The following is a 21,608-nucleotide window of genomic DNA, read 5'->3' as shown; positions in this document are numbered from 1 at the left end:
GTTTATCTACATATTATCTTTAAGTAAAACTCATATACCTACTTATAATCAAAAATCTACGATAAGCAAAATATATGTTTGCAGCAAAGATATGACATTTTATCAAGTACAATTATTTCACTCTGCAAATTACGTCAATATTTCCCAAACCTAATTTCAATCCCACAACTACTATATATATCCGTTTCCATTCTGCAAATTTTGATTACATTTGTTTACCATTTAAAAGCGAAATCTATGGCAGACAATTACATCGAAAGACAATACGAACAATATAACGCAAAGAAGGCCGCTTGGGAAAAAGCCCGTAAATACGGGAAGAAACCCACAACAATAACTCATCCTGTCAAGCCGGAGCAACCGGTTGCCGGACTGGACAAGAAAAGAGTTTTTATAACCGGAGGGGCTGACGGAATCGGGAAAGCTATCGTCAAAGCCTTTTCAGAGACAGGCTGCCTTGTAGCCTTCTGCGACTGTAATGCGACATTGGGAGAGCAAACAAGCCAAGAAACCGGTGCAATTTTCTATCCGGTCGACGTAAGTGACAAAGAGGCCCTTGAAAAATGCATGCAACAAGTTTTTAAAGATTGGGGAGATATCGATGTACTTATCAACAATGCGGGAGTAAGCCGATTCTCACCCATTACAGAAACGGAAGTGGAAGATTTCGACCGTATCTTATCCATCAATCTCCGTCCGGTGTTTATCACCTCCAGACAACTGGCTATTCACCGTAAATCGCTACCTATGCCTAATCCATACGGGCGAATCATCAATATCTGTTCCACCCGTTACCTGATGAGCGAACCGGGAAGCGAAGGTTACGCAGCCTCTAAGGGAGGTATCTATTCACTGACGCATGCGCTGGCTCTGTCTTTGGCAGAATGGCACATTTGTGTCAACTCCATTGCTCCCGGATGGATACAGAACCATGACTACGAACAACTCCGGCAGGAAGACCACGACCAGCACCCATCACGCCGAGTAGGCAAACCGGAAGATATCGCCCGTATGTGCCTGTTCCTTTGCCAGAAAGAAAACGACTTTATCAATGGTGAAAACATCACCATCGACGGAGGTATGACAAAAAGAATGATTTATCTCGAATAAAAAAGAAGTATGCAAAAAGATACAACGCTTACCTGCACCGACTGCGGGACACAGAACTGTAAATTCAAAGACCGTACCTATCCGGATTTTTGCCTGACAACCCACCTGAAACCGGAAGATATGGAATGGGCCTTGGAACGTTATGAAGAAGGGCGCAACCACGACATCATGGTTGCCAGTGCAGAAGTGGAATATGAAGGCTACTGCCAATGGACACGCGTGGAAGAAATCATGGCCTTCGCCCGTAAAATCAATGCACACCGGATAGGTATCGCCAACTGTATCGGGCTTCTCAATGAAGCACGTATCTTTACCCGTATCCTGCGGGCCAATGGCTTCGAACCCTATTCCGTACTATGCAAAGTAGCCGGGAAATCCAAGTCATCCATCGGCATTCCCCAGGAATGTGAAAATATCGGAGCAGCCATGTGTAACCCCATTCTTCAGGCGCGCCTGCTAAATGAAGCACATACCGACCTGAATGTCGTAATCGGACTGTGTGTTGGGCACGACAGCCTGTTTTATAAATATTCGGATGCGTATGTTACCACCCTGGTTACGAAAGACCGTATCACAGGCAACAACCCGGCAGCCGCACTCTATACGGCAAACTCGTATTACCGGAAGAAATTGGTGCCGGATAACAAATAGCCGTTATCCGAACGCACAGTTTGCCAGTTTACTCAAAATGCCTTTATAAGGTTCGATTTTGGATTTATATAAATAAACCCCTGCCTCCGCATGCATATCGCCAACAACCGGTAGACATAAACTCAGGCAAGGTATGCCCGGAAAGCCGTTTCCGGTAGCCTTTCCATATACCCATGTCTCATCCGGTTCCGCATCATGGGCAAAAACCCATACGACCTCTTCTGATTGTAACAGGCCGATAAGCTGGTATCCGGTTAGCAGGTCAAAATTCCGGTCGTTTTCCATAGAGAATGCAACTTCTTCCTCTTCACCTTCATTCGTAACATCAAGAACAATAACCCGTTCAGGGCAACATTCCTTTTCATGGAGAAATTGCAGCACTTCTATTGCTCCTCCATCGTCTTTTTCTTCATCACCGGTAAAAGCAACCAAGACGGAACTGCCTAACTCACCCCTCAACATCAAATCGATAACAGCTGCGTTCGTGGCGCTATTGTCAAAAGTGCCTTTCCAGCATTCCCCGACTTCCTCTGCAAAACAGTTTTCATACACACAATCGATGTGTGAAGAAACAAGCACTTTATATTCATCCGTCTCCGGTAGCGCTTTACCGTAAATCAAAGATAAATCACCTTCAAATAATAGCAGGTAATCCGATTGTGCCAAAAGTGATTTGATTTCCCGTATTCTGTCCTTTACCTGAAAACGTTTCCCGTTATCTTTGCAATCCACTGTCAAACGATATAATAGCTCTGCATACTGCATACCCCGATACGATTAAAATGAACCGCAAAGATAACCGGAGTTCCCGGGAAAAATGATTACTTTGCAGGCAAAACTGAAAATACCAATTCGGTTCTTTGCCTGTCTAACAAAAAAGAGTCATTTATGATGCAACCTACAGATATAAAAATCATCCCCGTTACTGGGAATAAAAAACAATTCCTCGACCTGCTATTGCTTGCCGACGAACAGGAATCCATGATAGACCTTTATTTGGAACGGGGAGAAATGTTCGCACTTTATAAAGACGACCTGAAATGTACTTGTGTAGTTACTCATGAAGGAAACGGCGTATACGAACTGAAAAACATTGCCGTTTATCCACAATACCAACGACAGGGATATGGCAGACAAATGATACACTACCTGTTCGATTATTATAAAGGGAAAAGCAAAACAATGCTGGTCGGAACCGGCGACAGTCCGCTGACGCTATCTTTTTACGAAGATTGCGGATTTGTTTACTCACACCGCATCCCGAACTTCTTCACAGACAATTACGACCACCCGATGTTTGAAGCGGGCAAACAGCTTATCGATATGATTTACCTGAGAAAAGATTTTTTCCAAGCTATCGAACCGGCTCAGGAAACAGACTATGACGAATTGGCTACCCTTTGGGAAGCATCCGTTCGCAGTTCGCACCATTTCCTGACGGAAGATGATATCCTGTTTTACAAACCGCTGGTCCGTAATGAGTACTTCAAAGCGGTCCATCTCTATATCATCCGGAACGAACAAAACAGGATTGTCGCATTCACAGGTTTAAGCGATGACCTTATCGAAATGCTCTTTGTACATCCCGGCGAACAGGGAAAAGGATACGGCAAGCGATTGATTGATTTCGCCCTGAATGAAAAGCATATCCGTCGTGTAGATGTAAACGAGCAAAACGAACAGGCACTCCGTTTTTACCTGCAACGGGGATTTAAAATAACCGGACGTGATGCGATGGACCCTATGGGGAAACCGTTTCCCATTTTACATATGACAAAAGAGACATAACCTATGAATAAAACTACCGATATACTACACCGTTTCAGTACCCCGGTTTCGCACCTGAGCTTACCGGAAAAGTTTACCTATCCATTCCATTATACCCCTCATCCGTTATGTGTTATCGCAGCAGATGAGATTCAGGAGTATATCCGAACACAAGAAATGTGGCAGGAAGAACTGCAACAGGGAAAAATGTTCGGAGTCCTGATCGTAAAGGATACAACAGGCGGAATAGGCTATCTTGCCGCTTTCTCCGGTAATATCGCCGGAAAGAGTTGCCATTCTTATTTCGTCCCTCCCATCTATGACTTATCGGAACCAGACGGATTTTTCAAGCCCGTTGAAAAATACATATCGATAATCAACGACCGGATTGAAATGCTACAGAATCACCCCTCTTTACTGCTCAACAAACAACTTCTTAAAGAAGAAACAGAGAAAGCCGAAAAAGCCCTGGCAGAAGCAAAAGAGGCGATGAAAGCGGCAAAAGCAGCCCGGGAAAGCCGCCGCCAAAATAATCCGGATGAAACGGAACTGGCCGCCTTAATTAAAGAGAGCCAATTCCAGAAAGCCGAACTCAAACGGATGGAACGTGAGTGGAAAAACCGTATTGCAGCCATACAGCGCGAAATAGACGTTTTCACGAACGAGATAGCCTATTTTAAAGAAGTACGCAAAGACAGGTCGATTGAGCTGCAACAAAGACTGTTCGACCAGTACCATCTGTTCAATGCCCGTGAAGAAATAGAGAGCCTCTGTGATATTTTCGAGCAAACCGTCCATCGGGCCCCTCCTGCCGGAGCCGGAGAATGTGCCGCTCCGAAACTATTGCAATATGCTTACTTACACCAATTAAAACCGGTTGCCATGGCTGAGTTCTGGTGGGGTAATTCGCCTGTCGGTGAGATTCGTAAACACGGATACTTTTATCCGGCTTGCAAAGGGAAATGCGAGCCTATCCTGAAACATATGCTGCAAGGATTGGATGTGGAAGAAAATCCTCTGGCCAAAGATGTTTATAAAGATACGGAGCTTGAAATTGTGTATGAAGACGAATGGTTGCTGATAGTGAACAAACCGGCGGGCATGCTTTCGGTTCCCGGAAAGACAGACATAGACTCGATAGAGCAACGCATGCACTCCATGTACCCTGATGCAACAGGCCCAATGATTGTGCATAGGCTCGATATGGCTACTTCCGGTCTGTTGCTTGTTGCCAAAACAAAGGAGGCTCACCAACATCTGCAAGCCCAATTTGAAAACCGTACCATAAAAAAACGATATATCGCTTTGCTTGACGGCATACCTGCAGAGAAAAAAGGAACAATTAACTTGCCGCTTCGTCCTGACCTGCACGACAGACCACGCCAAATTGCAGACAGGGAACAAGGCAAAACAACCATTACCAATTATCAGGTCATAAGCCATACAGAAACCCAAACGCGCATTGCTTTTCACCCGCTTACCGGAAGAACCCATCAACTACGTGTCCATTCCGCCCATCCGGAAGGGCTGAACTGTCCCATTGTCGGGGATGAACTTTACGGAAAAAAAGCGGAAAGGCTTTATCTGCATGCGGAAGCCATCGAGTTTGTACATCCTGCAAGCGGTAAAATTATCCGGATAGAAAAGAACGCTCCGTTTTAAAATAAAGGTCTATTTAAATGATATCTGTTAGTTCATAGTAATGGTTTCCCGAAATCATTACTATGAGTTTGTTTATGCACAATTACGGCTTGAAACGCTAAAAATAGATTGTTTAGTCCAATTAAGACTACGTTAAGATTTCACAAATGTATAAAGATATTACTACATATTAATGCTATAAGCCTTTGATTATTAATGCTTATTGATTATAGAAAATTCTCAAAATCCTGAGAATTTATGAATCTCAACAACTTTCACGGCATGAAATTTATTAAGATATCCTAATTTTTAACGTAGTCTTAATTGAACTGCCGGTTCTATTTTTTATAAAAACCATCCGATTGGATAGTTCTCAGACGCAAATTGATTTTTAACACGGATGGCGAGAAAAACGCGGATTAAAGACTACAGGGATAGGGTAATAACAAACATAAACTATAAATAGATTGAATATGAAAACAAAACAACAAGGTCTATGTCCCTCATGCAGACCTCTACAGGCACTTGCGGCAAGTGCATATCTGCTTGCCGCCGTGCTGCTTGCTTCTTCCTGTACGGCTGAGTCCGATAAGACAGACCGTACCCCGGCAGACGGAACCGGCAGTGAAAACAAACGCGAAGTGCTTCTTTCCTTTAAGAACAAACTTACCGTAGCCACAACCAAATCGGAAACAAAAGCAGATGCACCCATTGCCACCAAAGAAGAGAACGCAATCTCCACGCTGGATATTTACGTGTTCGCTTCTACGGACGAGGCAGGCACTTACACCTACCGCGAACGCTTCGCTTACCGCCCGGAAGGAATAGCTCTGCCGGCAGGAGCCAATAAACTGAACCTCGCTGTCGGTACGGACGACGCTACCTCCACCGCCCTGCTTGAACTCCAAAAAGGCATGTTCGTACGCCTTTACTGCCTTGCCAACCAAACCGAACTGGTGAATACGGCAGGCGATAAAGTGGAGGACGCTTACTTCCAGCCACTCGAATACACGATGGAAACCGGAAACCTTGTCGAAGGGACACCCTCCGAAACAGACTTTCAGAAGCTCCATTCCCCATTGCTTTCAGCGACAGGCACGGCATTAAACCTACCCCTTCCGATGGTCGGTTCGCAAACCGTTCCCATCGACCTGACCGACTTCGGTTCTTCCGCACGCGTACAGACCGGGTTTAAACTGACACGCACGATGGCCCGCTTTGATGTGAGCAATATAGAGACTGATTCCAAATTTCACTTGGAATCCATTTCGATGGGTAACGGACGGAAGGGAGTTTCTTTCTTCCCCGTCAAAGTATATGGCACGTCTCCTGCGGATGATGATGATTTAATCGCTTATCCTGAACGTGCTTTTGAAGGCGACAAAGCCAATGAAGGCCTGCAAGTATCTGCTTTCTACAGCTATCCAAGCCCTTCGGAAGATAAAGGTTACCTGATACTGAAAGGGACGTATCAGGTAAACCTGACAGAGACGAAAGACGTAACCTACCGGATACCTTTTGAACAGCCTACAGCCGACGGCGGCTCGGTTGCGCTTGAAATAAACAATAACCATAGATACACCATCGGCATTACCAAAGCGGATGAATACCACTTGGACTTCACACTGAATGTAGCCGAATGGGATGAAGGCGGCGAGATAGACGGCCTCGACCCTACAGCTGGTTCCGGTGACTTTGCTTTCGACCCGGACGGGATAGCAAACGCCGCAACGACTTTTGATGAAACTAACAAAACGGTAACGATGCTTCTTGCTGATAACAGCAAGTTTTCCCTTTCCACAACCGCCAACTCTACCATGTCTTGTGCCATCCGTTATGCCGGAAACAATAAAAACTGCGACTGGCTGGAAGTAAAAGAAGACCCGGCAACAAAAGCTGTAACCGCTTCCACCATCTCCGGCACGGAACATAAGTATATTATCTCCATGAAGGCGGATTATACCGGAGGCATTTATCCACGGGGAATCATCCGTTTTATCGATGACGCTACCGGAAAGAGCAATACGCTGCTTGTCGAAGCACTATCTTTTACACCTGAACTGAGCCTATCCGGTACACCTTCTACCGGCAGTAGCTTTGCAGATAACAAGTTGACCTTGAAAGCAACATCCTCTGTTGCAACACCTTCCGTAACGCTTACCGTCAATTGTCAGGGTGGCAGCAAACTGGCTGATTTCCCCAAATGGATGACCGTGGATAAAACGGAAAGCAGTAATGATGAAGATACGTATAAGTTTGAAGTGAAAGTGGATAAGGACGGCTTCCCGACTGCCAATCCGGGCGAAATAACCTTTAAGTTCCAACATAAACTGGATGCATTGAAAGAATTGCCAGTAACCCTGTCGATAGAAGATGAACCCTCATTTACCCCTTCTTGTACAATCTCTGATTTTGAATCCAAAACAATCGGCAGCCGCAGCGCCTTGCGAATAGGAACAGCCGGTGGAACTGTGACGGTAAAAGTCGCGTCTTTGTTTTCTCCCTCTGTCCAAACATCGGGTGATGTTGCTTTTGGTGGTGATTTATCCTGGTTTACAACCGAAGTGGCAACCCCTACAGTTGGCAATAACCGGCGCGTTTATGATGTGAAAGCAGAAGTTAGCGCTTGTAACGGTGATGATAAGCTTTATCAGGCGAACAAAGCTGTGCTCAATATTCAAAGCGGAAGTACCACAGTAAAACAATATGACTTTTACCGCAGTGCCAATACGGTCACTTATCCAGTCAGCGATATGAAACGTTATACCGCCATCCAAATGACGGGAAAAGACGGGAAAACGTATTATTGGTCTCCTGTAAATTTGGGTGCTACCGAAATACCTACTACCGTACCAGCCGCTTCTTCAACAGCCGGTGGTACAAATGACATTACAACCACTTGTGGTAAATTATACCAGTGGGGGCGTCAATATGGATTCACAAATACCAACAATAGCGATATCACCAATGAGGAAAAGTTTGACGGTAAAACCGACCCGTTAGGTTTCCCAACTGGTGAGGGCGCCCTTGCCGATATGAGCCCGTGGGATAAGAAGTTTATCGTGAATAGTTCTTCTAATCCAAATACGCAGTATAATTGGTTGCTTTTCACCGAGGGTACGGATAACCCGTCAGGCAGTAGCATGCAGGCCAGTGCCTGGTATCAGAAATTATGGAATCTGGATGAGGTAGCCAGTACAACTGTCGATGCTACAAAGACTGCCCGTAAGACACCTTCTGACCCTTGCCCTGCCGGTTGGCGTGTTCCTACTATGGCTGAATGGGTAGCTATAGGTGCAGATAATTCCAGTTCCGGTAAAAGTTATAGTAATAATATCCTGAAAATAAGTGCAGCGAACAACCTTGAGTTGCTTTTGCCTGCTGCGGGCTATCGGAGCCTCAGTAGTGGTTCGTCCTACGATCAGGATTCCTACGGCTACTACTGGTCGTCGTCAGTGCCGTCCAGTAGTACGAGCGCCCGTAACGTGTACTTCGGCAGTGCTACGTTCGGCCAGGACGTAAGCCTCAGGGCGAGCGGGTTCTCGGTTAGGTGTCTCCAAGAATAAAAAAGGTCGGCGAATTAGCTAAGGCTGATCTGCGATTGCCGACCGCATTCGATTGATAGCAAAAAACAGTACTGTATTTCCATTCCGCTGGCGAGCGAAAGTGGTACACATCACTGTTTGATACCTCCGCTCGCCAGCGAAGCCATAAAACAGTGATGTAAAATCGATTCGCGCATCAGCAGACGCTTCAAACAGTGCTGCAAAACCACTTCGCTCGTCGGCGGAGACACCAAACAGCACTGTAAAACCATTTCGCTCGCAAGCGGAACTATTTTTTTATTCAACATCCATTTAAAACATGATTCACATGGCAAAAATTCAAACGATTAACAAATCAAGGCTACGAAACAACGAATGGCTGGCGGCAGGACGCGCCATCGAACTGCAAATCCAAACAGCAGGTGCAGACGCTTTAGGCGTAACCGTCTCTTTTGAAGGTTTTCAAAAGGCATTGCAGGCTTCAATACGTTATTGCGGACGGTTACCAATATCCCATCAGATTTATACCGTTTTTATTTTTTATTCCGTTGTTGGGAAAGAGGATATTCGCAAACGTGCCGCCCCCATCGGCACCAAAGTCAATTCATCCAACCGGTCGGATTTGCGGGCATCTTCATAAGGCAATACGCCGCATAAATCATACTCGTCAACTTTCCATTCCGGTACAAGACGACCTTTCGCCTTAAATTCCAATGGAACATTTTCCAAAGTAAACGGATTGTTATCGGTAGGCCAGTCTTTACGTTCAACAGTGATAGGAGTTCCTAACTGTAGCGCATAATTCCATGGGCTACCCGGATAAATTTCATAAGTAGGCCATGCAGAGGCGTCAGCTCCCTCCTGCCATTTGGAATCGCCGATTGCAGTTTCTTTACTGTCTTTTTGTTGGTAATCTTCTTTTATCTTTAACGACAATGTCAAAGGGCCATAATCCACACTGACACTATTTTTATTCACCTGCCACTGGCGATAACCGATTTCCATCGGAACTGCCAGCTCCACTTCATCCCCATCTTCCCACTCACGGGAGATTTTGGCATATTTACCGGCAACCAAATCCGCATTCAGATTCTTTCCGTTTACAGAAACAGAAGCATGCTTGCACCAGGCAGGGATACGCAGATAAAGAGGGAAATCCACTTTTTCCGAAGTTCGCAATGTAAAACGAATCGTTTCTTCAAACGGATAATTTGTTTGTTCCCGGATGGAAACTTCAGTGCCATTACCTACCTTTACTTTTGCATTGCAAGCGCTATACAATACGGCAGCCATACCATTGTCCGGGGTTGCCAATATCAGGTTCTCTGCATAATAAGGCCATCCGAAGCCATGGTTATGCTGGCAACAACGGCTACTAAACGGATTCATGGACAGGAACGGCCCCCTGTTGTCTATACCCGGATGATGGTTCTTTGAATCACTCAATACATGATTCGGGCTTGTGATATAACGCAACGCCTTATAGTCCGGCATCAAAGCAGCCGGAAAACTATTGAAAGCCACATCCTCACAATTCTCGGCCCAATACGGGTCACCGGATATCTGCAACATGATTTCATCCGAGGCCATTTGTTCTACAAAACCACAAGTTTCCGTTCCCTGACGAGGGTCAAAGAAGCCGGTACGGGCATTTTCGTCAGCTCCGAACATGCCACCCGGAACCTGTCCGAAAGTACGACGCGCCAGGCTCTGTACATTATAGCTGGCGGCAAGCATTGCCGAATCACCGGTAAACATATAATAAGTAGCCGGCTCACGGAAACACTGGGCTATATTTACGTTATGCCAGTTAGGCAGTTGGGTAGATTTGGTCCAGTCTGCAGTATTACGGTGTATTTTTTCTGCCAACGACAATAATTTTTCATTACCGGTATGGTTATATAACCAGGCGACACTCCACAGATTATCGCCGCCACGGCTGTTTTCCCAATAACTGGACAGGAAATTTTCATCCGGAACTGTAAGCAAATAATCACAATAACGTGTCATAAAATCAAGAATACGCGGATCGTTGGAATATTCATAATAAGACTGCATAATCCAAAGAACAATCATATTCGGCCAGAAATCCTGTTTGCCATCATTCAGGTGGACAGGGCCAAAGTTACCGTCTTCCCGCTGGCTCTTCAGAATATTCTCTATCCAGAACTTTGACTCATTCAGCATCAGGTTATCCTGCATGATATAAGCCAGGTTCGAATAGCCACGTAGCCAGTAAGGGACTTCTTCCCATCCCCATTTACCGCCGGTCTTCAGCCAGGCATTATCTTCTTTCTGCAACCAGGCGCTAATCTCGCCCAAATGACCGTTCAAACCCTCCTTCTGCAGTTCCAGCTGGCGTTTCAGCCAACCTTCCGGCTGGATTGTCCCGGCAGGTAGTTTAATAAACTGCTGCGGCTGCAAGGGAGCGCGGTTGCTTACATAAAATTCATTGCGGGTAGCCGTCGAAGGACGGTCCACCACCTCTACTTCATTACTTTTCGGTCCGGTACATGCCACTAAAGCCATTGTACAGAAGACAAGTACATTTTTCATACGTTTATTTATATTCTGATTTTTTTACTTGCTATGAGGGAAATAGAAAGTTTCAGGCAATACACTATATACTTGTTTGCCGTCTTTTTCAGTTGCTTTCATTGTTATAATTGCAGTACGCCTCGGCCCTACTACGCTATTTGAATTGTGTGTATGGAATACATATTTCATAACACCGTCATTATCAATAAAAATGTCACCATGTCCTGTTCCGTTATGTCCCAATAGCCGGCGGCTGATAATAGGGTTTCCTTCCTGTTTTTTCCAAGGGCCATAGGGAGAATCGGAGGTGGCATAACCTACAGCATAATCAATATTGCGGAAATCATTTGCTGAATAGAAAAAATAATACGTATCCTTTTCACGAATAACGGTAGGGCCTTCCGAAACAGGCCATTCTACACGCTGGGTATTTTCCCAATCGTCTACGGCAGCAATACATTCGGTTAAAGTCCCTTTCTTAATACCCGTAAGGTCTTTATTCATTTCAGCTACAAACAAACGATTTCCTTTTGTCAGCCGTACATGGTATAAATAGATTTTTCCGTCCTTATCAAAAAACACGTAGGGATCTATCTGTTTGGTATCCGCTGGCAATTTGGCGATTTTTTTCTGACGGAAAGGACCTAACGGGCTATCGGATGAAGCAATGGCTATAAATTCATCCGCTGTATAAGCCATATAATACTTCCCGTTATAACGGAAAACCTGAGGAGCCCAGAATCCTTTCGTTCCGAATGCATCCCCTTTTTTCAACGCATATCCGTCGGAAGCACCACAAGGTCCCTCCCATGTTTTCAAATCTTTGGATGTATAAACCTGAAATCCTTCGTTAGAGTTTCCTCCCGTACCATATAAATAATAAGTTCCGTTGTCTACAAAAATGGTAGGGTCTGCCATAAAAATATTTTGCCCGGCAGCAGGGAAAGATAACAACAATAGAAAAGCGACACAAAAAGATAGTAAATACTTTTTCATGGTATTGAGAATTAAATTATACTGATTTCCATTACAAAGATAGACGCAAAAAAGGTACGTATCCCCTAATCCGCAAGCATTTTTTACCACAAATAAGAATAAGAATCTCCTAAATGGGTTCTGATTTTCCGTAGCGCGATAGTTATTTGTCCCTCAACCGTCTTTTCTGAAATATGGAGTTGTTCGGCTATTTCCTTGTTGGTAAAACTCTCTTCACGGCTTTTCTTAAAAATTTCCCGGCACTTTTCCGGCAGAAGATTAACAGCTTCCTGTATAAGACGGTGCAATTCCTGCACTTCTATATCCGGATTATAATCCTGGGATACTTCCGATATTCCTACATCTTCCAGATAAACCGGTACTTTCTTATCCCGGATATATGTAAAAGCCTTATTCCGTGCAGCCTGGAAAAGATAAGCTTTCAAAGTCAGCTTGATCTCAAAATCTTTACGGTTCTCCCAGATATAAGTAAAAATGTCCAGTACAAAATCCTGAGACTTCTCCCTGTCGTGAATATAATACATCACAAAACGTTCCAGTGAATCCACATATTGATAAAACAAATGCTTAAATGCCAGTTCATCTCCTTGCTTTATCAGTTTTAACAATAATATGTCATCATTATTGGACGCCATCTACATTTCTTAACCTGATTATATCTAATTCTCCGCCCCAAAGATAGACAAATATTTTATATTAATTAAAATATGTATCATTTAGTTTCCAACTGCAAACTCTTCAGGTGCTAATGTTTCAGGCTGCGTACCCCATAATACAGCAAACGCAATAAGATGGACAAACCATAAAGAATGCAGGCTATCACCAGCATCCAGAGAGATTGTGTCCACAATTCGGACCATTCGGTCTGATAGGACAAAATGGATATAATATTCATCAGACAGGCAAGAAGGATACAAGCACAGAATATCTTTATTTCCAGCTTCTGCCTTTTGACCGATATATGGATATCTTTCATATTTATGCAAAATTTAAATAAGGTATTTTATATTCGTCCGGGAAATGAATAACCCGCTCTTCCTCCATCGCTTGCAAGCCCAATAAGGCCAGAACGGAGGAGTAATAGGCTTCCTCTACCAGATTAGGGGCAGGTTTTCCGGTTATAGCCGCTTCACAGAAAGCCGTTACCAATTCCATCGAGCCGTCGCCTACTGCACCTACAGAAGATTCCCCGCTATGAGTAGTAACATGATCCATAATCATTTCCCCTTTATTTACGGATGCCGTTTCAGGAACCCAGCTCGGTCCGGCAAAGGAAACATTATCAAATACCTTATGTTCAATCTGGTTGATAAGTTGCTGGATACCCGGCGCCGGTTTCACCTCTTCGAAATAATACTTGCCTTTTTCCGGTTCCATAGTCCCTTTACTGCCAAGCAGTTCCTCTTCCAGTCCATAGAATTTATTGGAAATGACAGACTCGTAATTCATCTTCACCCCATTGGGATACCGGTAGATCAGGCTCACATTGTCATACACTTCACGCCCGTCTTTCCAATAAACAATATCACCGGAACCCATTACTGTTTCGGGTATCATTTTCAACGCCCAGTTGCCAACCTGCAACTGATGAGTGGCAAGTTCCGTCATCAATCCTCCGGAATATTCCTTATACAGACGCCAGTTTATTTTCCGTTCCAAATCCGGAGAAGGGACAGGACGGCGCCAGTCATTATTCCTGAACCAATAAGCACGGACCGCTCCGATTTCCCCGATAACACCGGAATGTATCATTTCCATCGCACGGATATATTTGGGGTCATACAAGCGTTGTTGTCCGATGAACATTACTTTACCGGATTGTTTAAACGCATTATACATATCCAGGCATCCCTGGGGTGTTGTAGACATCGACTTTTCACAAAATACATGCTTACCTGCCTGCAAGGCATCTATCGTTAAACGGGCATGTTCATATAAGGGTACAGCTATCATTACAGCCTGAACCTCCGGCATTTCGAGAATTCTCCGGTAATCATCGAACGTTTTTGCTTTCGGGTAAATGGCTGATGCCGCTCTTAGGTTCGGTTCGTAATTGTCGCAGAGAGCCACAACATCGGCATTTGGAATTTCCTTCATATTATTCAGGTGATATTGCCCGCGCGAACCTGTCCCGATAAAGCCAATCCGTACCTTCTCTTTTGCTACCCGTTTTTTATCATCGGCATTACATGACTGAAGCCAGGGGAACGAAGACAAAAGAAGTCCTCCCCCTCCTATCATTCCTATGTTTTTAAAAAAATCCCGGCGGCTTAAGCCGGCTGAAATATCTTCATTACTCATAATGTATATAGATGTTTCTCATAAATATCAAATTTCCCGGCGACCGTATCCACCTGCTCGTCGGGCAGTATCATAAAAGCCGTTGTCAGCACTTCTGCAACAAGCGGGTCATCAGCAATCACCGAAACCATTCGTTTATCTTCCACATATAAACCGGTATGCGGATTAATGATATGCCTGGGATTTGAAGGCATGTTCCCTGAAGTAGACAGGGAGCAGTCTTTCAACTTAAAATCGGCGAGCCATTTTTGCGTATAAGGATTATTTATACTGACCGGCCAATACGCTCCGCAAGGATGACTGCCCAAGGCAAGCACCGAACTGTTACCAAAATTAACAAGCGCATCCGTCACTCCTTTCCGCTTCAACACCGTTTGTATTTTTTGCAGTGCATAGCCTTTCCCATATCCTCCCAAATCTATCTGCATGGTTTCCGAAAAGAAAAAAACACTTTTATCGGCATCCGACAAGAGTATCCGGCTGAAATCCTGCATCGTAATATCAAAACAACCGTTTGTCCACTCATAATACCGGCGGCATTCCTGCAAAATAGCCCAAAGTTCATCGCTTACAGATACAGGAAAATGTCCGGCATCCCTGTTCACCAACGCAACTTCGCCATCTGCAACAAAACGGCTTAACATCCTGTCCAACCGCCTGACTTCGGTTTCCACCTCATTCCATGCTTCTCCCAACAACTTTGGTTCCTTCCCTAAAAGCAATACATCCAACTGTGTTCCCATGGCTGACGACATTGCCCCGTGAAAAAGCCCGGAGACAGCATAATAGTTAGAATAAGACATAAATTAGATTCTTTTGATACCTTACTGAATCAGGTGTGCGTACACATGATATCAGATTTTCATTTTATTCGCGACAAAGATAGCGCATTAAGTAATTGAAAAAAACAGGATATGCTTTATTTTTATATTATTTCATCAATAGTTTCATTGTTAACGCCACACACTATTAAAAGAAGTCCGTTTTTTGCGTTCATAGTTATGGTTTTTCCAATTCATAGTTATGATTTTGGAAAACCATAACTATGAATATTCCGGGACAGCATATATATGCAGGTATCATTCTGTTAGACGACACCCTTCCCTAAAATGATACATGAGTGTATTGGTTCTTAGTGACCAAAGGTCTTATCTCAACCTACTGACTTGCTACGCATAGAGAAAGAAATAGTAGTTATACATTAATTGTAAAATTTGTTATTGTGCCACTCTGCCTGTGAAGGTGGAGTGGCTTTGTATATAACAATTCCGTCTGTCTTATGAAAAAATAATGCCTGAATGAAATTTCAATGAGAATAATAATTTTAAAAGCAATAACAACACCTCGTCTATTATTTTTGAAAATCAGACAATTTGATATTAAAAAATATGGTTTTTAATAGAAAGAAATCCCATAGTTCTACTAGAACTAATCTCCTATTTTTTAATTCTTGATGCAAAGATATATAATATTTTATAAATCCAAACAATTTGGTGAATTTATTTACTATATATTTTGTATTTAATGCTTTGCATTAACCAGCATTATAATATTTATAAGAAGTTCATTTATACTGAAATATCAAATATTTAATTCTATTTTCATATCTATTCACGTTGATAATCAATGATAATAGATTTGTTTAATAAAAGTTCTAGTAGAACTAAGTCGTTTTAATAACCCGTATTAACTAAAGGGTTTTATAAACAATATAGTAACAAACATAAAGAAACAAGGGGATAATTAAATAGCAAACTCTATATTATACATATAGTTCTCATGCCACATGAAAAGCTATTTTTACCCTGATGAAAGAATTGTTATTCACATATCCACATATGATGAGTAATAAAGCAAAAGCGATTGTATTATGTATACTTTATATTCATACAATTTATAAACTAAGTTATTAAAAAACATGAGAAAATTACTTTCATTGATGCTGCTTATGATGGTAATCGTCGTAGGCTGCAAGAAAGATGACCCCGTCATCTCAGAGTACATCGTAACGTTCAACACGCAGGGAGGTAGTAACATTGACGCCTTGAAGGTGGTGGAAGGACAAAAAGTAACAAAACCGCAAGACCCTACAAAAGAGAATTACATCTTCTCCGGTTGGTACAAGGAAGCTGCTTGTACAACAGTGTGGGATTTTGAGAAGGAAACCGTAATGGGTAATGTAACGATTTATGCCAAATGGGTTGAAGCCGCTCAGGCTTGTGTCGTAACCTTTGACGCACAAGGAGGAAGCGAGGTAGCCCCCTTGACTGTTAATAAGGGCGAAAAGTTGGCAAAACCGACCAACCCTACAAAAGAAAATTGCAGTTTCTTAGGTTGGTATAAAGATGCCGCTTATACAAGTGCATGGGAGTTTGCAACAGACGTAGTGAATGAAGACATCACTTTATATGCGCGTTGGTCTAATCCCGGTGAAGCTGTATATACCGTAACGTTTGATACGGATGGAGGCAATGAAATGGAACCTGCTTCCGTTAAAGCCAATGAGAAATTGACAATGCCTGCCAATCCACAAAAATTAGGCTTTAAGTTCAGAGGCTGGTATTCCGATGCGGAAAAACAGGTAGTATATAATTTCAATACTCCGGTTACCGGTGATATAACCCTTTATGCCAAATGGATGAAGTCTGAAATTGCTTTGGAAAACTTCAGTACATCAGCCTTGGCAGGAACCGGCATCATATGGTATCCTGAAACTAAAACATTGGACATTACAAACGCAACAAAGAGTGGAACTATTTCATTTGACGTATTAGGTGTAAATACCATAACCCCTAACAGTGTGGTGGCAGTATACGACAAACATGCTAAATCCATTGGTGGCAAAGATAAACTAAATGAAATCCTGGTAGCGGGTGCTGCTGTAGAGAATAAAATGGGCGTGGATGTCAAGATTCCTGTTCAGACTCTGAGTGTTCCCTTGGATATTTATGTGAGCATTAGCGATATCAGTAATCCTGAAGATGCAGAAGTAATAACCATCAAGAGCCGTCCGAACTATTATAATACAGAGTACAAACCTGTAATGATGAAGACGACTGATGGTAAAACAGTCTTTTGGGCTCCGCTAAATGTGGGGGCAACTAAAATGCCGGAATCAGTACCAAATGCAGCAGATACAGATGTCACCGAGTCTTGCGGTCAGTTATTCCAGTGGGGACGTAAATCGGGTGTGAGGGCGACCAACAAACAAGAGATATTAGATAAAGAGAATACTACAGGAAATGTTTTTCCTACAGGTGAAGGTTATTTAAACAATATGGATTGGTGGGATGGTAAGTTTATTCTAACTAGTTCTTCTGAGCCTAATCTCCAAGGTAATTGGTTGAGGTTTGTTGCAAATGAGGATAATCCTGAAGGAAAAGATATGCTGCTTGATGCTTGGTATCAGAAGTTGTGGAATAGTGGCACTGAAGAAAATCCTATTAAAACCGATTCAGATCCTTGTCCTGATGGTTGGCGTGTTCCGACAATCTCCGAGTGGAAGGCAATCAATACTGCTGTAACTAATTGGGATTCTACAAATAAATTACTGACTATCGCTGGTGCAGATGCGGAAGGTGAGCAGAAGCTCGTTTTGCCTGCTACGGGCGGCCGTGGCGGTGATACCGGCATTCCCGGCAATCAGGGTAAAGGCGGCGCCTTCTGGTCATCATCGGTTCGGTCAGGCGATATCAAGTGTAACAGCGTGCGCTTCAGTGATGCCACGCTGACCACAAACACGGACATCCGTACCGGCGGGCGCTCGGTGCGTTGCATCCAAGAATAAAAAAGGTCGGCGAATTAACTAAGGTTATTCTTCGATTGCCGACCAGTTGATTTAATTATACTCCACCTTTCTTACTATTAGTAGAAAGGTGGAGATTTTATAGCAAAAAATCTATATGAACAAAACAGAATTCATAAAACGGATGTCAAAGCGTATGTCTCTTCCTCCCCATACGATTTCCTGTTTCCTCAATGTATTTAACGAGGAACTCGTCAATGTATTTAAGGAAGACGACCGCTTGGTCATGCAGGGCTTCGGCTCCTATTATCTATATAAACGGACAGAGCGTAAAGGGCATAATCCGAAGACCGGAGAGAAATGCGTGATACCATCTAAAACAAGTATCAAGTTCCGATCGGGGAAAACTCTTCTTGAGAAATTGAATCAGGACAAGAATTCTCTATGAAGAATATTTCTTATATCGGGAATGCACCCAAAAAAGAATTGAAATAAAGTTTGTTGATTAATAAAGCTAACCGAAACTTTAACGATATCACATTACCAAATAAAAGGGAAGCGCCCCGGCTGTGAAGCCCGGGTATTTCCAAAATCTCGCAATCAGTATTAAATGGCAGCTATCTGTAGGGTGGTTGCCATTTTATGTTTACAGAGATTGACGAAATGTAATGATTGCCTTGATCTCCAGAGGTATGAAAAATGAAGTGATTGTAGAGTTAAAAAGATGATAAACAGTTTAAGTGGACAGAACTGTTTTATGTATTATTATTGAAAATCAAAAGATTTAATAGAAGTAATAAGAATGATTAAACGAGATTTTTTCCATAGTTCTATCTGAACTAATTCCCTACTTATTAATTCACATTGCAAAGATATATGATATTTTTTTAATCCAAACAATTTAACAGTTTTATTTACTACATATTTTATATTTAACACCTTGTGTTAACCATCATTATGATATATACAAGATGTTTATTTATACTGAAATATCAAACATTTAATTTTATTCATTTTATTATACTCCTTAATATTCAATGTTAATTAGTTCATTTTATTAAAGTTCAGATAGAACTAAGTCGTTTTAATAACTTGTATTATACAAAGGGAATTTATAAATATTACAACAACAAACTAAAGGGAGTAAGGGATATTAATAACAAGATATATACCACGTATGCAGTTCTTATACTACATATAAATCTATATTACACCCTGATTGAAGAGGTGTTACTTACGTGCCTATACAATAAAAAAAATACGATTGTATCATGTATACTTTATATTCATTAATTAACAAACTAATTATTTTAAATCATGAGAAAATTAATTTCATTGATGTTGCTTATGATGGTAATCGTCATAGGCTGTAAAAAGGATGATCCAGTCATCTCAGAGTACATCGTAACATTCAACACACAGGGAGGAAGTAATATCGATGCCTTGAAGGTGGTGGAAGGCCAAAAGGTAACAAAACCGCAAGACCCGACAAAAGAGAATTATATCTTCTCCGGTTGGTACAAGGAAGCTGCTTGTACAACGATTTGGGACTTTAACAAGGAAACTGTAATGGGTAATGTAACGATTTATGCCAAATGGGTTGAAGCGGCTCAGGCTTGTGTCGTAACCTTTGACGCACAGGGAGGAAGCGAGGTGGAACCCTTGACTGTTAATAAAGGAGACAAATTGGCGAAACCGACCAACCCAATCAAAGAAGATTGTAGTTTCTTAGGTTGGTATAAAGATGCCGCTTATACAAGCGCATGGGAATTTGCAACAGACGTAGTGAATGGAGACATCACATTGTATGCCCGTTGGTCCAATCCCGGTGAAGCTGTATATACCGTAACATTCGATACCGATGGTGGTAATGAAATGGAACACACTTCTGTTAAAGCCAACGAGAAATTGACTATGCCGGCCAATCCTCAAAAATTAGGCTTTAAGTTCAGAGGCTGGTATTCCGATGCGGAAAAACAGGTAGTATATGATTTTAATTCTCCGGTTACCGGTGATATAACCCTTTATGCGAAATGGATAAAGTCTGAAATTGCTTTGGAGAACTTCAGTACATCAGCCTTGGCAGGAACCGGCGTCATATGGTATCCAGAAACTAAAACGTTGGACATTACAAACGCAAAAAAGAGCGGTACTCTTTCATTTGACGTATTAGGTGCAAATACCATAACCCCCAACAGTGTGATGGTTGCACACGACAAACATGCCAAATCCATTGGAGGTGAAGATAAACTGAATGAAATCCTGGTTGCGGGTGCTGCCGTAAGTAATAATAAAATAGGAGTGGATATCAAAACGCCTGTTCAGACTCTGAATGTCCCCTTGGATATTTATGTAAGCATTAGCGATATCAGCAATCCTGAAGATGCAGAAGTAATAACCATCAAGAGCCGTCCGAACTATTATAATACAGAGTACAAACCGGTAATGATGAAGACGACTGATGGTAAAACAGTCTTTTGGGCTCCGCTAAATGTGGGTGCGACTAAAATGCCGGAATCAGTACCAAATACTGCAGATACAGATGTCACCGAGTCTTGCGGTCAGTTATTCCAGTGGGGACGTAAGTCAGGTGTGAGGGCTACCAACAAACAAGAGACATTAGATAGTGAGAATTATACAGGAAATGTTTTCCCTACAGGTGAAGGTTATTTAAGCGATATGAATCTGTTGAACGATAAGTTTATTGTAACTAGTTCTTCTAATCCTAATCTCCAAAACAATTGGTTGAGGTTCGCAGAAGATGAGGATAATCCTTCTGCTGAAGAAATGGTAGCTGATGCTGATGCTTGGTATCAGAAGTTATGGAATAGTGGCACTGAGGAAAATCCTGTTAAAACGGAGACCGATCCTTGTCCTGAAGGTTGGCGTGTTCCGACACACTCTGAATGGGAGGTAATCGGTATAGGAAACACTGCTGTAACTAAGAATTGGGATGATACAAATAAATTACTGGCTATCGATGGTGCAGATACAGAAAGTGAACAGAAGTTCGTTTTGTCTGCTGCGGGCCACCGCCTCTTTTCTAACGGCAGTTCCAATAAACAGGGGGAACGTGGCTACTATTGGACATCATCAGTTTGGTTAAACTCTACTTATGCAACAAAGGTATTTATATCTACTGCTAACCCTATTTTTGACAAGGAATCCCGTGGCCTAGGTGGTTCTGTTCGGTGTATTCAAGAATAAAAAAGATCGGCAAATAGCCCATCAAATTATATCGATTTGATATGCTCCATTTTCAGTTATAATTGTTCCAATTTCATTAGAAAATGGAGCTTAAAAAAATTAAGGGA

16 protein-coding genes and 1 pseudogene are annotated in these 21,608 nt (G+C 42.5%); 10 read left to right on the top strand and 7 right to left on the bottom strand.

Annotated elements, in window-relative coordinates:
- Window positions 1-237 precede the first annotated feature (237 nt).
- Both ACGE0T_RS03210 and ACGE0T_RS03205 read left to right on the top strand, forming a co-directional pair.
- Window positions 238-1,110 carry an SDR family NAD(P)-dependent oxidoreductase gene (locus tag ACGE0T_RS03210; protein ID WP_459189097.1) on the top strand — a complete coding sequence of 291 codons (873 nt, stop codon included), beginning with the start codon at window positions 238-240 and terminating at the stop codon, window positions 1,108-1,110.
- A gap of 9 nt (window positions 1,111-1,119) precedes the next feature.
- A complete protein-coding gene (locus ACGE0T_RS03205; protein ID WP_459189096.1) occupies window positions 1,120-1,761 on the top strand; it encodes a DUF1847 domain-containing protein in 642 nt (213 codons plus the stop codon).
- A 3-nt stretch (window positions 1,762-1,764) separates the two neighbouring features.
- Here ACGE0T_RS03205 and ACGE0T_RS03200 read toward each other — a convergent pair whose 3' ends face one another.
- The gene (locus tag ACGE0T_RS03200) at window positions 1,765-2,526 is read right to left on the bottom strand and encodes a hypothetical protein (protein WP_459189095.1); all 762 of its coding nucleotides are present in this window, start codon (window positions 2,524-2,526) and stop codon (window positions 1,765-1,767) included.
- A gap of 141 nt (window positions 2,527-2,667) precedes the next feature.
- Between ACGE0T_RS03200 and ACGE0T_RS03195 the strand changes: the two are divergent.
- From ACGE0T_RS03195 to ACGE0T_RS03175, 5 genes and pseudogenes are all read left to right on the top strand, one after another.
- A pseudogene (locus ACGE0T_RS03195) lies at window positions 2,668-3,108 on the top strand (GNAT family N-acetyltransferase); the annotation flags it as partial.
- Window positions 3,085-3,549 carry a GNAT family N-acetyltransferase gene (locus tag ACGE0T_RS03190; RefSeq protein WP_459190412.1) on the top strand — a complete coding sequence of 155 codons (465 nt, stop codon included), beginning with the start codon at window positions 3,085-3,087 and terminating at the stop codon, window positions 3,547-3,549. The pseudogene ACGE0T_RS03195 and the gene ACGE0T_RS03190, both read left to right, overlap by 24 nt.
- A gap of 21 nt (window positions 3,550-3,570) precedes the next feature.
- Complete coding sequence (locus tag ACGE0T_RS03185; RefSeq protein ID WP_459190411.1) at window positions 3,571-5,190, top strand: RluA family pseudouridine synthase; 1,620 nt, start codon at window positions 3,571-3,573, stop codon at window positions 5,188-5,190.
- A 452-nt stretch (window positions 5,191-5,642) separates the two neighbouring features.
- The gene (locus ACGE0T_RS03180) at window positions 5,643-8,735 is read left to right on the top strand and encodes an FISUMP domain-containing protein (RefSeq protein WP_459189094.1); all 3,093 of its coding nucleotides are present in this window, start codon (window positions 5,643-5,645) and stop codon (window positions 8,733-8,735) included.
- Between the two features lie 307 nt (window positions 8,736-9,042).
- The gene (locus ACGE0T_RS03175) at window positions 9,043-9,354 is read left to right on the top strand and encodes a hypothetical protein (protein ID WP_459189093.1); all 312 of its coding nucleotides are present in this window, start codon (window positions 9,043-9,045) and stop codon (window positions 9,352-9,354) included.
- Here ACGE0T_RS03175 and ACGE0T_RS03170 read toward each other — a convergent pair.
- The 6 genes from ACGE0T_RS03170 to ACGE0T_RS03145 form a co-directional block, all read right to left on the bottom strand.
- The gene (locus ACGE0T_RS03170; protein WP_459190410.1) at window positions 9,255-11,243 is read right to left on the bottom strand and encodes a beta-L-arabinofuranosidase domain-containing protein; all 1,989 of its coding nucleotides are present in this window, start codon (window positions 11,241-11,243) and stop codon (window positions 9,255-9,257) included. The two genes, ACGE0T_RS03175 and ACGE0T_RS03170, sit on opposite strands and share 100 nt — an antisense overlap.
- Before the next feature lie 51 nt (window positions 11,244-11,294).
- Window positions 11,295-12,248 carry a glycoside hydrolase family 43 protein gene (locus ACGE0T_RS03165; protein ID WP_459189092.1) on the bottom strand — a complete coding sequence of 318 codons (954 nt, stop codon included), beginning with the start codon at window positions 12,246-12,248 and terminating at the stop codon, window positions 11,295-11,297.
- 83 nt (window positions 12,249-12,331) lie between these two features.
- The gene (locus ACGE0T_RS03160; protein WP_459189091.1) at window positions 12,332-12,883 is read right to left on the bottom strand and encodes an RNA polymerase sigma-70 factor; all 552 of its coding nucleotides are present in this window, start codon (window positions 12,881-12,883) and stop codon (window positions 12,332-12,334) included.
- Window positions 12,884-12,993: 110 nt separating this feature from the next.
- Window positions 12,994-13,224 (bottom strand): hypothetical protein, encoded by a 231-nt coding sequence (locus ACGE0T_RS03155; RefSeq protein WP_459189090.1) that lies wholly within the window; start codon window positions 13,222-13,224, stop codon window positions 12,994-12,996.
- Between the two features lie 2 nt (window positions 13,225-13,226).
- Window positions 13,227-14,549, bottom strand: a complete 1,323-nt coding sequence (locus ACGE0T_RS03150) for a Gfo/Idh/MocA family protein (protein WP_459189089.1) — start codon at window positions 14,547-14,549, stop codon at window positions 13,227-13,229.
- Complete coding sequence (locus ACGE0T_RS03145) at window positions 14,546-15,352, bottom strand: FAD:protein FMN transferase (protein ID WP_459189088.1); 807 nt, start codon at window positions 15,350-15,352, stop codon at window positions 14,546-14,548. The genes ACGE0T_RS03150 and ACGE0T_RS03145 overlap by 4 nt, the downstream gene beginning before the upstream one ends.
- A gap of 1,115 nt (window positions 15,353-16,467) precedes the next feature.
- Here ACGE0T_RS03145 and ACGE0T_RS03140 point away from each other — a divergent pair.
- The 3 genes from ACGE0T_RS03140 (at window position 16,468) to ACGE0T_RS03130 (ending at window position 21,501) form a co-directional block, all read left to right on the top strand.
- Complete coding sequence (locus ACGE0T_RS03140; protein WP_459189087.1) at window positions 16,468-18,336, top strand: InlB B-repeat-containing protein; 1,869 nt, start codon at window positions 16,468-16,470, stop codon at window positions 18,334-18,336.
- Between the two features lie 115 nt (window positions 18,337-18,451).
- Entirely contained in the window at window positions 18,452-18,742 is a 291-nt protein-coding gene (locus ACGE0T_RS03135; protein ID WP_459189086.1) for an HU family DNA-binding protein, read from the top strand.
- Window positions 18,743-19,611: 869 nt separating this feature from the next.
- Entirely contained in the window at window positions 19,612-21,501 is a 1,890-nt protein-coding gene (locus ACGE0T_RS03130; RefSeq protein WP_459189085.1) for an InlB B-repeat-containing protein, read from the top strand.
- Window positions 21,502-21,608 lie beyond the last annotated feature (107 nt).

The organism is Parabacteroides sp. APC149_11_2_Y6, assembly GCF_054506995.1.
The sequence above is the reverse complement of the archived record's forward strand: the minus strand, read 5'-3'. Positions and strand labels throughout refer to the sequence as shown.